The organism is Staphylococcus sp. CoH_129_LAB_1 (assembly GCF_058191515.1).
The window spans coordinates 1-14,018 of sequence record NZ_JBXWKZ010000029.1; the positions used below are offsets into that span (position 1 = coordinate 1).

The 14,018-nt window shown below is 29.0% G+C and carries 16 protein-coding genes and 1 pseudogene; 16 read left to right on the top strand and 1 reads right to left on the bottom strand.

Translation table 11 applies throughout. The features are described from left to right. The 11 genes and pseudogenes from AC2FB1_RS08760 to fumC form a co-directional block, all read left to right on the top strand. The coding region (locus tag AC2FB1_RS08760; protein WP_490674840.1) for a hypothetical protein at nucleotides 1-202 on the top strand (202 nt) is incomplete at its 5' end. 45 nt (nucleotides 203-247) lie between these two features. Beyond that, nucleotides 248-1,306 carry a PTS sugar transporter subunit IIC gene (locus AC2FB1_RS08765; RefSeq protein WP_490674841.1) on the top strand — a complete coding sequence of 353 codons (1,059 nt, stop codon included), beginning with the start codon at nucleotides 248-250 and terminating at the stop codon, nucleotides 1,304-1,306. A 120-nt stretch (nucleotides 1,307-1,426) separates the two neighbouring features. Beyond that, nucleotides 1,427-2,881 (top strand): ABC transporter substrate-binding protein/permease, encoded by a 1,455-nt coding sequence (locus AC2FB1_RS08770; RefSeq protein ID WP_490674842.1) that lies wholly within the window; start codon nucleotides 1,427-1,429, stop codon nucleotides 2,879-2,881. Further along, the gene (locus AC2FB1_RS08775) at nucleotides 2,874-3,596 is read left to right on the top strand and encodes an amino acid ABC transporter ATP-binding protein (RefSeq protein WP_490674843.1); all 723 of its coding nucleotides are present in this window, start codon (nucleotides 2,874-2,876) and stop codon (nucleotides 3,594-3,596) included. The genes AC2FB1_RS08770 and AC2FB1_RS08775 overlap by 8 nt, the downstream gene beginning before the upstream one ends. Before the next feature lie 120 nt (nucleotides 3,597-3,716). Next, nucleotides 3,717-4,064 (top strand): annotated as a pseudogene (locus AC2FB1_RS08780) (transposase); the annotation flags it as partial. A gap of 73 nt (nucleotides 4,065-4,137) precedes the next feature. Then, the gene (gene queG, locus AC2FB1_RS08785; protein ID WP_490674844.1) at nucleotides 4,138-5,262 is read left to right on the top strand and encodes a tRNA epoxyqueuosine(34) reductase QueG; all 1,125 of its coding nucleotides are present in this window, start codon (nucleotides 4,138-4,140) and stop codon (nucleotides 5,260-5,262) included. Between the two features lies 1 nt (nucleotide 5,263). After that, a complete protein-coding gene (gene trmL / locus AC2FB1_RS08790) occupies nucleotides 5,264-5,734 on the top strand; it encodes a tRNA (uridine(34)/cytosine(34)/5-carboxymethylaminomethyluridine(34)-2'-O)-methyltransferase TrmL (protein WP_490674845.1) in 471 nt (156 codons plus the stop codon). A 159-nt stretch (nucleotides 5,735-5,893) separates the two neighbouring features. Then, a complete protein-coding gene (locus AC2FB1_RS08795; protein WP_490674846.1) occupies nucleotides 5,894-6,493 on the top strand; it encodes a 6-phosphogluconolactonase in 600 nt (199 codons plus the stop codon). A gap of 29 nt (nucleotides 6,494-6,522) precedes the next feature. Further along, the gene (locus AC2FB1_RS08800) at nucleotides 6,523-6,690 is read left to right on the top strand and encodes an SAS053 family DNA gyrase inhibitor (protein WP_490674847.1); all 168 of its coding nucleotides are present in this window, start codon (nucleotides 6,523-6,525) and stop codon (nucleotides 6,688-6,690) included. Nucleotides 6,691-6,800: 110 nt separating this feature from the next. Then, entirely contained in the window at nucleotides 6,801-7,193 is a 393-nt protein-coding gene (locus AC2FB1_RS08805) for a hypothetical protein (protein WP_490674848.1), read from the top strand. A 139-nt stretch (nucleotides 7,194-7,332) separates the two neighbouring features. Next, complete coding sequence (fumC, locus tag AC2FB1_RS08810; RefSeq protein WP_490674850.1) at nucleotides 7,333-8,718, top strand: class II fumarate hydratase; 1,386 nt, start codon at nucleotides 7,333-7,335, stop codon at nucleotides 8,716-8,718. Nucleotides 8,719-8,796: 78 nt separating this feature from the next. Here fumC and AC2FB1_RS08815 read toward each other — a convergent pair whose 3' ends face one another. Further along, complete coding sequence (locus tag AC2FB1_RS08815) at nucleotides 8,797-9,621, bottom strand: RluA family pseudouridine synthase (RefSeq protein WP_490674851.1); 825 nt, start codon at nucleotides 9,619-9,621, stop codon at nucleotides 8,797-8,799. A 132-nt stretch (nucleotides 9,622-9,753) separates the two neighbouring features. Here AC2FB1_RS08815 and AC2FB1_RS08820 point away from each other — a divergent pair, with 132 nt between their 5' ends. The 5 genes from AC2FB1_RS08820 (at nucleotide 9,754) to AC2FB1_RS08840 (ending at nucleotide 13,977) form a co-directional block, all read left to right on the top strand. Then, nucleotides 9,754-10,863 carry a GAF domain-containing sensor histidine kinase gene (locus AC2FB1_RS08820; RefSeq protein ID WP_490674852.1) on the top strand — a complete coding sequence of 370 codons (1,110 nt, stop codon included), beginning with the start codon at nucleotides 9,754-9,756 and terminating at the stop codon, nucleotides 10,861-10,863. Between the two features lie 14 nt (nucleotides 10,864-10,877). Then, on the top strand, nucleotides 10,878-11,501 hold the full coding sequence (locus AC2FB1_RS08825) for a response regulator (protein WP_490674853.1): 624 nt from the start codon (nucleotides 10,878-10,880) through the stop codon (nucleotides 11,499-11,501). 250 nt (nucleotides 11,502-11,751) lie between these two features. Further along, nucleotides 11,752-12,216, top strand: coding sequence for an XRE family transcriptional regulator XdrA (xdrA, locus tag AC2FB1_RS08830; RefSeq protein ID WP_490674854.1), 465 nt, complete (start codon nucleotides 11,752-11,754; stop codon nucleotides 12,214-12,216). A 214-nt stretch (nucleotides 12,217-12,430) separates the two neighbouring features. Then, nucleotides 12,431-13,561, top strand: a complete 1,131-nt coding sequence (locus tag AC2FB1_RS08835; RefSeq protein ID WP_490674855.1) for a DUF445 domain-containing protein — start codon at nucleotides 12,431-12,433, stop codon at nucleotides 13,559-13,561. Between the two features lie 71 nt (nucleotides 13,562-13,632). Next, nucleotides 13,633-13,977, top strand: coding sequence for a YlbF/YmcA family competence regulator (locus AC2FB1_RS08840; protein WP_490674856.1), 345 nt, complete (start codon nucleotides 13,633-13,635; stop codon nucleotides 13,975-13,977). Nucleotides 13,978-14,018 lie beyond the last annotated feature (41 nt).

The window sequence follows — 14,018 nt, forward strand, 5'->3', positions numbered from 1 at the left end:
ATTAATGGCACTTAATATAAGAAAAGTAGCAGCTCGACGAGCTGAAAATAATCAAAAAAATTATAAAAAAGACAATTCCTATATTATTTCAATAGAAACTGTCTTTTTTCACTTATTCAGAAACTTTATGTCCCAGACTCTTTTTTTATTAGAAAAACTTTTAACTGTTTTTTATCTGTTTATTTTATATTGTATAAAATGAGATATTATAATATTATATAGCTAATGTTTAAAATTGGAGGCTATTATGAGTAGAACTAGAATAAGCTTAAAATATTTTTTTAGTAATATTCTTAACGCAGTAGGTACGGGAGTAGTTATTGCATTACTTCCTAATGCTCTTTTAGGAGAACTGCTAAAATTATTTAAAGATCAACATCCAATATTAGAGATTGCTTTTCAATTAGTGCTAATTATTCAATCATTTATGGCATTTATAATTGGAATCCTGGCAGCACATCAATTTAAGTTTAGTGGTGCTGGTGCTAGTATGATAGGAGTATCAGCAATGTTAGGCTCTGGAGCTATACAAATGAATACAAATGGTATTGTACTAAAAGGAATAGGCGATATTATAAATGTAATCTTAGTTGTTATCATTGCATGTGCTTTATATTTAATATTACAGGGAAAATTAGGGTCTTTAGAAATGATAATTTTACCTGTATTAATTCCCGTAGTAAGCGGATTAATTGGTTTAATGACTTTGCCAAAGATACAAATTATTACAAAAAGTTTAGGACATATGGTTAATTCATTTACTGTGTTTAATCCTTTAATTATGTCTATTTTGATAAGTGTGACATTTTCATTATTAATGGTTACACCAATATCTCTAGTTGCTATTGCTACAGCTATTAGTTTAAATGGGTTAGGTAGTGGTGCAGCAAACATGGGAATTGTTGCTGCATGCGTTACTTTTTTCTTTGGTTCTTTACGTGTTAATTCAGTTGGTGTCAATTTAGTTTTATTTATTGGCGCTGCGAAGATGATGATTCCTGTTTATTTAAAACATTTAATCATTGCAATACCATTAACCATTAATGGTATTATTTCAGGTTTGTTAACATACTTCATTGGTATAAAAGGAACACCATTATCAGCTGGATTTGGTTATACAGGATTAGTTGGTCCAATTAATGCGTTTAATAGAATGCCGGGTGATTCGACATTTAATATTATTCTATTAGCATTAGGTTATTTTATTGTTCCATTCATTAGTGCTTTTATTATTCATGAATTATGCAAAAAGTTTATACCTTTATATAACGATAATATTTATAGATTTGAAATTACACATCAATAATATTATTTTAATGGTATTTAAGCATCTATATTACTATAGATGCTTTTTTTGTTTAAAATTTTTATTGCATATTAATTCTTTATTATGTATAATAATGAAAAAGTTACAGGAGGTTGCTATATGAAATATATTTTAAAAACAGTTATCATAGCAATCTTAATTAGTTTGACCTTTATATATATAGAACCAATGGCTCACGCTGATCAAGATGCAAAATGGGAAAAAATTAAGGAAAGTGGAGAATTAAGGGTAGGATTATCAGCTGATTATGCACCATTTGAATTTGAAAAAACTGTAAAAGGCAAAAGTGAATATGCAGGTATCGATATTGATTTAGCTAAAAAAATTGCTAAAGATAATCACTTAAAATTAAAGATTGTGAATATGCAATTTGATAGTTTACTAGGTGCATTAAAAACGGGTAAAATTGATGTTATTATTTCTGGAATGACTTCAACACCAGAAAGAAAAAAAGAAGTTGATTTCTCAGATTCTTATACTAAAACAAGTAATGTAATGATCATTAGAAAAAGCGATAAGAATAAATTTCATACACTAAAAGATTTTTCTAATAAAAAAATTGCTGCACAAAAAGGGACTGAACAAGAAAAAATTGCTCAACAAGAAATAGAAAATGCAAATATTAGTTCATTAAATCGTTTGCCTGATGCTATTCTTGCAGTTAAAAGCAATAAGGTAGAAGGTTTAGTAATAGAAAAGCCAGTTGCTGAAGCATATGTAAAACAAAATAATAGCTTAATGATAGCTAATATGAATTTTAATGAAGAAAAGAAAGATAATGTCATAGCCGTGCCAAAAAATTCACCTATTCTTTTAGCAAATATCAATAAATCTATTAAAGAAGTGAATGATCAACACTTAATTAGCAAATACATGGAAAAAGCTTCAAAAGAAATGCAAGACGATAGTAGCTTTTTTGATAAGTATGGTACATTTTTCATTAAAGGACTTAAAAATACAATATTGATATCAATTATTGGAGTAGTATTAGGAGCAGTATTAGGGGCTTTAATTGCTTTAGCTAAATTGAGTAAGTTTAAATTACTTTCATGGATTGCATCTGTTTACATAGAATTTTTAAGAGGAACACCTATGTTAGTTCAAGTATTCTTAGTTTTCTTCGGAACAACAGCTGCTCTTGGTTTAGAAGTTGCAGCATTAGTATGTGGTACTATTGCATTAGTTATTAATTCTTCGGCTTATATTGCAGAAATATTCAGAGGAGGAATTAATGCTGTTGATAAAGGACAAACAGAGGCAGCTCAATGCCTAGGGTTAAACTATACTAAAACAATGAAACATATTATTTTACCACAAGCAATTAAAAATATTTTACCGGCGTTAGGTAATGAATTTGTAACATTAATTAAAGAATCATCTATTGTTTCTACTATTGGAGTAGGAGAAATTATGTTTAACGCTCAGGTTGTACAAGGTATTTCATTTGATCCTTTTACACCATTAATTATCGCTGCGATAATGTACTTTATTTTAACATTTACATTATCTAGAGGTATGAGTTTAATCGAAGGGAGAATGAAAGCCAGTGATTAAAGTTCAAAATTTAAATAAATCATTTAATAACAATGAAGTACTTAAAGATATTAATTTAGAGGTTAATAAAGGTGAAGTTGTAGCAATTATAGGACCATCAGGAAGCGGTAAAAGTACATTATTAAGATGTATGAATTTATTAGAAACACCATCAAATGGAAAAGTTATTTTTGAGGGAAAAGAATTAACACAAAAAAATATAAATTTAAATGAATTACGTCAAAAAATGGGAATGGTATTTCAAAATTTTAATTTATTTCCTCATAAAACAGCACTTGAAAATGTAATTCTAGCGCCCAAGTTATTAAAAAAGGTTGATTTAGAAAAATTAAAAATTGAAGGCAAAGCACTTCTAAAAAAAGTGGGACTTGAAGAGAAAGAAAATGCATATCCATCTCAACTTTCTGGCGGGCAAAAACAAAGGGTAGCAATAGCAAGAGCTCTAGCTATGCATCCTGATGTAATACTATTTGATGAGCCAACATCAGCGCTTGATCCTGAAGTTGTTTATGAAGTACTTAAAGTAATGAAAGATTTAGCTAAAGAAGGTATGACAATGGTAGTTGTAACTCATGAAATGGGATTTGCTAAAGATGTTAGTGATAAAGTGATATTTATGGCTGATGGATATGTTGTTGAAAGTGAAACACCCGAACAATTATTTAATTATCCAAAAAATGAAAGAACTAAAAATTTTTTAGCAAAAGTGTTATAAAATGTTGAATTTGAAGACTGATAATACATTTATAAAACTTTATATCTAAAAAGTAATAAATGTTTATTATGGGAACTTCAATTCTGATCCCCACAAATGATATTTCACGACATGTAAATGATAATAAAAAATTATAATTAGGAATATTTTAAAGCCTAAATTAATAAAAAGCTTTTAGAACCAAAAACAAAAACCATCTATAGTCAAAGAAAAATTGATGTGGAGTCTGTTTTTGGATTTATGAAGACTATTTTGGGTTTCACTCGAATGTCCGTTCAAGGGATAAATAAAGCTAAAAGAGAACTAGGATTTGTGCTAATGGCACTTAATGTGAGAAAAGTAACAGCTCAATGAGCTAAAAATAATCAAAAAATTTATAAAAAAGACAATTTCTATATTATTTCAATAGAAATTGTCTTTTTTCACTTATCCAGAAATTTTATGTCCCGGACTCTTTTTAATTTGTAAATTATTTCAATATCATAAAAAATTAAGATTATGTTAAAATGTTCTATGGACTTTTTTATAGGAGGCAAGAGCGTTGACGAACTATCAACTTAAACAGGAAATCATTGAATATGCTTATTCCATTGGTATAGATAGTATTGGTTTTACCACTGCTGATCCTTTCGATGAATTGAAACAAAAGTTAGTAGATTACCATGAAAAAGGTTATGAATCAGGTTTTGAAGAATCAGATATCGCGTTGCGAACAGAGCCTAAATTATCATTACCCACAGCGCGTTCTATCATAGCTATAGCTGTTGGCTATCCTAATAAGTTAAAAGGAGCACCAAAAAGTGTAAAAGGTGATAGAAGAGGGATGTTTGCGAGGGCTTCTTGGGGTCAAGATTATCATTCAATTATGAAAAAAAGATTAGATAAATTAAGTGATTTTATTCAATCTAAAGTTCCTGATGTAGAAATAAAAAGCATGGTTGATACTGGAGTACTTTCAGATCGTGCTGTAGCTGAAAGAGCAGGATTAGGATTCGTTGGTAGAAATGGATTTGTTATTAATTCAGATTTAGGAACTTGGACATATTTAGGAGAAATGTTAGTTAGTATTCCTTTTGAACCAGATGATCCTATATTAGATAGTTGTGGAGATTGTACGATTTGTGTAGATAGATGTCCAACGGGTGCTTTAGTAGGGAATGGTCAACTGAATTCTCAAAAATGTATCAGCTTTTTAACTCAAACTAAAGGATATTTAAAAGATGAGTATCGATATAAAATTGGTAATCGTCTTTATGGTTGTGATACTTGTCAACAAGTTTGTCCGAAAAATAGAGGCATAAATACCACTCACGAAGATATTATTTTAGAACCTGAAATATTAAAGCCACGTTTAGTTCCATTATTACAAATGAGTAATAAAGAGTTTAAAAATACTTATGGTCATTTGGCAGGAGCTTGGAGAGGAAAGAAACCTATACAACGTAATGCAATTATTGCACTTGCACATTTTGGTGAAGAAGCGGCTATTCCTGAATTAAAAGAAGTAGCACTAAATGATCCAAGGCCAATGATAAGAGGAACAGCATATTGGGCTATCGGTCAAATACTAGGTGATGATGCAATGACATTTATTTATGAACACTTTGATAGTGAGATTGAAGAAGTTCAGATAGAAATGAAAAAAGGACTAGAAATGAGGAAATAAAATGACAAATCATATTGTGTTATTTCAACCAGAAATACCTGCAAATACTGGAAATATCGCACGTACATGTGCAGGTACCAATACACACTTACATTTAATTAAACCATTAGGCTTTAGTACAGATAATAAGATGCTGAAAAGAGCTGGATTAGATTATTGGGAACATGTTAATATCACTTACCATGAAAATATTGAATCATTTTTTGAAGTGACAAATGGTAAATATTATTTACTTACTAAGTTTGGGAAACAAACCTATAGTGACTTTGATTTTTCAAATACAGAAATAGAAAATTATTTTATTTTTGGTCGAGAAACAACAGGTCTACCAGATTGGGTGAAAGAGAAATATGCAGATACTGCTTTAAGAATTCCAATGAGTGATCATATTCGTTCTTTAAATTTATCTAATACTGCGGCTTTATTAATTTACGAAGCATTGCGACAACAAAACTTCCCAGGATTAAAATAGAATTTAAAATTAAATACTATAATAGAATAAAAAATGTTATATTTATTAGTGAATTATTATAAAAATTTTAAAATAGTTTGATAATCCCTTAAATAGGGTAGTTTAGTAAATAAATGAATTATTTTAGATAAATTTTACATTTAGAGGAGTGTACTTATTATGGCAATGAATTTTAAAGTATTTGAAGATAAACAACATGCAGCAGACTATGCTGGAGATATTATTAGAAAACAATTTAATAATAACCCAACAACCATTGCTGGATTCCATTTAAATAAAGAAACTGCACCTGTATTAGATGAATTAAAAAAATCAGTTGATCGTAACGCCGTAGATTTCAGTCAAATTAATATTCTTGATTATGATGATAATCATTCATACTATGAAGCTCTAGGTGTGCCTTCTGAACAAGTATATTCTATTAGTTTAGATGATGATGCCGAATCATTAATTAATGATAGAATTAAAACAAAAGAAAATAAAGGTAAACTTACTTTACAAGTTGTTTCTATTGATAATTCAGGGCACTTAGATGTTAATATTCGTCAAGGTTTGATGAATGCACGCGAAATTATCATAGTTGTAACTGGTGCTGAAAAAAGTGAGGTTATTAAACGATTATATGAAGAAAATGGTAAATCAAGCTTTACACCAGCTGATTTAAAAGCACATCGTATGGTAACAGTTATTTTAGATAGAGCTGCTGCAAATGGATTACCTGAAGATGTTAAAGAATACTTCACAGCAAGATTTGCATAATATTTAATTTATATTGTGAGGTTATTTTTATGGGAAAACATAGTAAACGTAATTATCATGAAGATGAAAATTCAATGGTTCAAGATATGGATGATGTAGAATCATTGGGAAAAGAAATGGAACAAATTTCTGAAGAAAATGATGAAGATAAATACAATCAGACACATGATACAGAAGTTCGTTCAGATTTAAAGTAATATATATTAGCATTTTAATTAATCAATAAGATGGATTAATTGAAGTGCTTTTTTTATGCAAGACAACGTATGATACAATATATTTTAATGAAAATTAAGGAGATAAAAATATGTTACATAAGTATTGGTTACCTTTGACTATTATTACAATAATTGTTAGCTTAATATCTATTAAAGGTTTTCCCATTGCTTTAGGAGCACTCTATCTACCAGTGTTATTTAAAGTGATTCAACTACAATTAAATTTATCAAAAGGTTTAATAGATAATGCAACTGCTCAACCATTCATCAAGAGTAATCAAAAAGGAATTATAATAAGTGTAATATGTATACTAATTGTAACAGGAATTTTGGTATATACACTTAATGACTTTTACCAAAATTTAAATGGGATTTTAAGTATATTAGTAAATATAAGTCCTGTTACTCTTGGCATAAGCGCTATTTTATATATAATCAGTGCTATTTCAGTTGTAAAAGCTGTAAAATATAAATATGAATAAAATCTATTTTCCAACACATGAAGTAATGAAAATTCATGTGTTTTATTTTTTCTAAATGAAACCGCTTTATATTCGAATTGATTCATTAATTTTATTAGTGATATACTATTATTAAATAATAAATAAGGGGGATTATTGAATGTCTGTAAGAATTGAACATGATACGTTTGGTGAAATTGAAGTACCTTCTAATAAATATTGGGGAGCACAAACTGAAAGAAGTAAGCGTAATTTTCCAGTGGGTAAAGAAGAGATGCCTATTGAAGTGATTTATGGTTTTGCTCAATTAAAAAGAGGTGCCGCACTTGCTAACCATGAATTAGAAAAATTAAGTGATACTAAGAAAGATGCTATTGTTTATGCTTGTGACTTGATTTTAAAGGGAGAACTTAATGATCATTTTCCTTTAGTTGTATGGCAAACTGGAAGCGGTACACAAAGTAATATGAATGTGAACGAAGTAGTAAGTTATGTGGCAAATGATTACTTAAAAAAACATAATAGCGACGAATCGATTCATCCGAATGATGATGTTAATAAATCTCAAAGTTCAAATGATACATTCCCAACTGCTATGCATGTGGCTTTATATCATGAAATTGAAACGAAATTAGAACCTGCTTTAAAACATTTACGAGATACTTTTAAAGAAAAAGAAAACCAATACCAATCGATTATTAAAATTGGTAGAACTCACTTACAAGATGCTACTCCAATTCGATTAGGACAAGAAATTAGTGGATGGCGCTATATGCTAGATAAATGTGAACAGTTATTAGCAGAATCTAAACAACATATGTTAAACTTAGCTATTGGTGGAACAGCAGTTGGAACAGGAATTAACGCACACCCAGAATTTGGAGATAAAGTTGCTAAATATATATCAGAACATACAGGCTATGCGTTCGTTTCATCTGAAAATAAATTTCATGCTTTAACTTCACATGACGAAGTGGTACAACTTCATGGAACATTAAAAGCATTAGCAGCCGATTTAATGAAAATTGCAAATGACGTTAGATGGCTTGCTTCAGGACCTAGAGCCGGACTTGCAGAAATTTCAATTCCAGAAAATGAACCCGGTTCGTCAATTATGCCTGGTAAAGTAAATCCCACCCAATGCGAAATGCTAACAATGGTTGCAGTACAAGTCATGGGAAACGATACGACAGTAGGTATAGCTAGTTCTCAAGGTAATTTTGAACTTAATGTATTTAAACCTGTTATTCTTCATAATACATTGCAATCTATTTACTTATTAGCCGATGGAATGGAAATATTTAATAAAAATTGTGCCATAGGTATTGAACCAATTGAAGAAAATATCAATCATTATTTAAACCAATCATTGATGCTTGTAACGGCACTAAATCCTCATATTGGATATGAAAAAGCAGCTCAAATTGCTAAAAAAGCGCATAAAGAAGGTTTAACACTTAAAGAGTCTGCAATTAATTCTGGATATGTTACGGAAGAACAATTCACGGAGTGGATCAAACTAGAAGATATGGTTGATCCTCACTAAAAGAATATAGTTAATTGAAATGCTCCTTTGAAAGATAATGCTTTGATATGCGTTATCTAAAAGGAGCATTTTTAAAATTTATTCATCATCTAAACTTACAGAAATCAATTCTTGTGTAAGTGGGTGATTAAACTCAATTTTATAACTATTTAATTCTAGTTGACGTAAAGTAGCGTCTCCATATAGTGGGTCTCCTATGACAGGATGGCCAATTTCTGCTAAATGTACACGTATTTGATGGGTACGTCCAGTATCTAATTTTATCTCCAATTGACAAACGCCTTCTTTAATCATTTTTGACGTTAAAATATGAGTGATGGCCCGTTGACCAGTATTAGATATACGGCGTTTATTCGGATGGAATTTATCTTTACCAATCGGCATATCAACTGTTTGTGGTTTTAGAGGTAGTAAAGCTTTTACATTTGCACGATAGATACGTGTAATTTGATTCTCTTCAAGCATTCTATCTAGTATTTTTTTCATTAAAGAATTTTTAGCAACTATTAATAAACCTACAGTTTCTTGGTCTAGACGATGAATCGGTTCAACGTAGTCGCTATCTATTGTATAAATAACATGGTTCATCAGTGTGTTACTTTCTTTTAAATCATTAGGATGAGTTTTAACCCCTTTAGGTTTCATGACAATAGCTAAATCATCATCTTCATAGACAATTTGTGCGTAACGATAACTTGGTAAATAATTACTTTTTTCTTCAGGGATAGGAATATAAACAACATCATTTGTGATGACTTTATCTGTCAATTTACTAGGCTGCTGATTAATCGTGATATCTTTAGACATATTTAATTGGTGCAAATCTTTTTTTGGTAATTTCAACTTTTGAAAAATTTCACGTAACGTATAGTTATTAAAAGTTTCAGGTACATTAAATTTCATATTATCCTCCTATTACATACTGTTTAATCATATCATAATTTACAATTATAATTGTTTTTTTATTATTCTATTTTTAAATTTTAAAATGAACGATATAATAATAGACGCAAAATAATATGATGGGGCGAAAATATGGAAAAACCGACACGTTTAGCATTATTAAAAGAAATTGCAGAATATCTTAATGAAGAAACTGAATTATATAATATGATGAATAAAGCGTTAGACTACTTAATCAATGGCAGCAGTTTTACAACAGGTTGGATTTTTTTTATAAATAAAAAAGGTGAACAAGAACTTGTAGCTAGCACTGATCTACCACACTCTTTAAAAAATAATAATTGTAATTATTTAAATAATGGTACGTGTTGGTGTGTGAATGCCTATCATCATAAAAATCTAACAAAAGCATCTAATATTATCAATTGTTCTAGAATCAATTTAGCTAACCAAGAAAGTGAAAAAGATGATAATTTTATTACTCATCATGCGACAGTACCGCTTAGATCTGGAGATGAACAGTATGGATTATTAAATGTCGCGACACCTCATACTGTAGTATATAGTCAAGATGACTTAGAGTTACTAGAATCAGTGGCTTTACAAATAGGTTCTGCAATTAAGCGTATATATTTAACAGACCAAGAAAAAGAAGCGGCACGAATAAGTGAACGAAATCGCTTAGCGCGTGATTTACATGATTCAGTTAACCAAATGCTGTTTTCACTAAAACTAACAGCTCATGCTGCATATGACATTACTGAGGATACAATGGCTAAAAAAGCATTTAAGATGATTGAAGATACTAGTCAAAACGCAGTAAACGAAATGCGTGCATTAATTTGGCAACTTAAGCCAATTGGATTGGAACATGGGTTAGTGAATGCGATTAAATATTATGCGAGTATGTTAGATTTGAAATTAAGTATCGAAGTAAAGGGATTGATTAAGTTATCCAATTTAGTTGAAGAAAATGTGTATCGAATGATTCAAGAAGCTTTAAATAATACGAAGAAACATGCACAAACGAATCATGTATCTATAAATATTCAACAATATGAACATCAATTAAATATTAAAATCTATGATGATGGGATAGGATTCAATGTGAGTGATTACTTAAATCAAACGACACATGGGCTAAAAAATATGAAACAACGTATTCATAGTTTAGACGGAGAATTTAACATAAAATCAGATGAACAAAGGGGAACAACTATTTACCTTATTATTCCAATTTAAAGTAGGTGATAAATTTGGCAAGTATCGTTTTAATCGATGATCATCACATTGTTAGACAAGGATTAGAATTTTTGATTTCAACAGTTGATGGTTTAGATATACAAGCAAGTTTTTCAGATGGTGAATCATTTATTAAATATTTAAATGAAAGTAATGTCCCTGATTTAGTATTATTAGATTTAGTTATGCCAAACATGAATGGCATCGAAGTTACACATTATATAAAAAAATATTATCCTTACATAAAAGTGTTGGTGCTTACAAGTTATGTAGATGATGAATATGTGATGTCTGCCATTAATGAAGGTGCTGATGGTTATGAAATTAAAGATGTTGAACCGCAAAAGCTTATTGCTACGATTACCAAAGTATTAAATAATGAGAAAATAATACATCCAAAAGTTAAAAATGTAATTGATTCAATGCATGAAAAACCACACTTTAATAATAAATTATCTAAAAGAGAGATGGAAGTATTAAAAGAAATGGTGAAAGGTAAGACAAATAAAGAAATTGCAAAAAGCTTATTTGTATCTGAGAAAACAATAAAAACACATGTCAGTCATATATTTAATAAATTACAAGTTTCAGATCGTACACAAGCTGCTATATATGCCATTGAAAATAAATTATTATAAATGAAATGGGCCTGTTAAAAGGCAAAAATGTTATTCTTAAAATGAGATAACTACAAATAAATTACTTATATTATTAGTTTAATTATTTTGATAATTTTGCCATTTATAAAATTATATGTAAAAACAAAAATTTCTCTTTTCATTTTATTGAAAATATATTAAGATGTAATTTGTGTTTCAAGAAATGTGTATTATTGCAATTTCTTGCGTCCGGATAAAATAACTTCTATTAGAAAGGTAGAGAAGAGTAATGGATAGACAGAGTTTTACAGATTTAATTCAAACAAAATTTAAAATGGTGCGTATTGAAGCAGGATACACACAAGATACTATGGCACAAACAATTGGTCTTTCGAAAAAAACACTTGTTCAAATTGAAAAAGAACGTGTATTACCAAACTGGACAACTTGTGTATCAATTTGTGCTTTATTTAGAGATTCAGATGTTTTAAATAATACATTTGGTTGTGATCCATTAGAAATTGTACAAACGATTTCAAGAAATCATTGTGCATATCCTAATCATTCAACAACAAGTGATATTTATTGGAATACAATAGAGACTCGTAATGGATTTATTTTACAAAGTAATAAAGTAAGTAATGTCTACAGAGTGCTTAATCCTGAGAAACAACCTATTTTTGGAACATCTAAATTAAGAGAAGCAGAAACTTATTTTAATAGAAATGCTAAAGAAGAATTAATGCACGTTTAATATAAATAAAAAATAGTGATAGAAGAGTTAACTTTTAACTGAATCACTATTTTCAATTAGTAATGAATTCACTGTGACTTTGCAATGAATTCATTATTTTTTTATTTCAAAAATTATTAAATATAAGAGTATATTAGACAATTAAGTTATGAAGTTTACAATTGTCATGGTATAATTTTGCTATTGCTTATATAAAAATTAAGGAGTTATTTAAATGCAAGCAGTATTATTAGTCATTTTTATGATAGTAATAGGAGCAATCATTGGCGGTGTCACGAATGTTATAGCTATTAGAATGTTGTTTCATCCCTATAAAGCTCACTATATATTTAATATGAGAATTCCATTTACACCTGGTTTAATACCTAAAAGAAGAGATGAAATAGCTACAAAAATAGGGCAAGTAATTGAAGAACATCTCATTACAGAAACATTAATCCATAACAAACTAAATGAAACGAAAACTAAAGAAACGATTAATGAATTAGTTAAGGACCAAATAACAAAATTAAAAAGTGATCAAGCTACAATACGTAATTTTTCGAAGAAGTTTGATATTAATATAGATTATTTAGTCAATGAGAAGTTAGAGGATACAATTTCACGTAAACTCTTATCTTATTATAATAATCATCGAAATGAAGAAATGGTTAAGTTACTACCAAAAGAAGCTAAGCAAATGATTGATAAGAAAGTCGAGCCATTAGGAGATTTATTATGTGAAAGAGCACGTGTCTATTTGTCATCTGATAAAGGTGCGCGTGATATTTATGATATGCTTGATACATTTTTTAATGAAAAAGGTAAAATCGTTGGATTACTACAAATGTTTATGACAAAAGAAAGTATTGCAGATAGAATTCAACATGAATTGATTCGTTTAACAAATCATCCTAAAGCTAAACGTATTGTTAATCAAGTAATTAATAAAGAATATGAGACTTTAAAACAACAATCGCTTGAAAGAGTTATTGATGAATATCAATTTTCAAAACTATCAGATTCAGTTACTTTACTTATTACTTCATATTTAGACTTAAATGGCAAAATAGATAAACCACTTAATCAGCTATCACCAAGATTAATACAATATTTAGAAACAACGTTATCAGATAAAGTAACACAACTTATTATTAGTCAAGCTTCCAAACATCTCTCAACTATTATGCAAAAAATTAATATACGTAAATTGGTAGAAGATCAAATCAATACATTTGATTTAGATTATATTGAAAAGTTGGTTATTGAAATTGCTAATAAAGAATTAAAATTAATCACCTTATTAGGCTTTATTTTAGGTGGTATTATTGGTCTTTTCCAAGGTTTAATCGCAATTTTTGTATAACTAATCATAATATGTTATGGTATTAAAGAGTTGTAAAAACATCATTATTACACGAAGGAGTGCAATTTAAAATGGCAGTAAATTTATATGATCATGCAAATCAACTAGAACAAGCATTAAGAAATAGCGATGAATACAAAGCTATTAAAGATGCTTTTGCTAAAGTTAAAGAAAATGAAGAATCTAAAAAATTATTTGACGAGTTCCGCGAAACTCAAATGAATTTCCAACAAAAACAAATGCAAGGCCAAGAAATTCCTGAAGAGGAATTAGCTAAAGCTCAAGAACAAGCTCAAGCTATTGAAAAAGATGAAAATATTTCACAATTAATGCAAGCAGAACAAAAAATGAGTCAAGTTTTCCAAGAAATTAATCAAATTATTGTAAAACCTTTAGACGAAATTTATGTTGACTAATTAATAATTTAGGTAATGAAAACTACGCTATTTTTTATAAA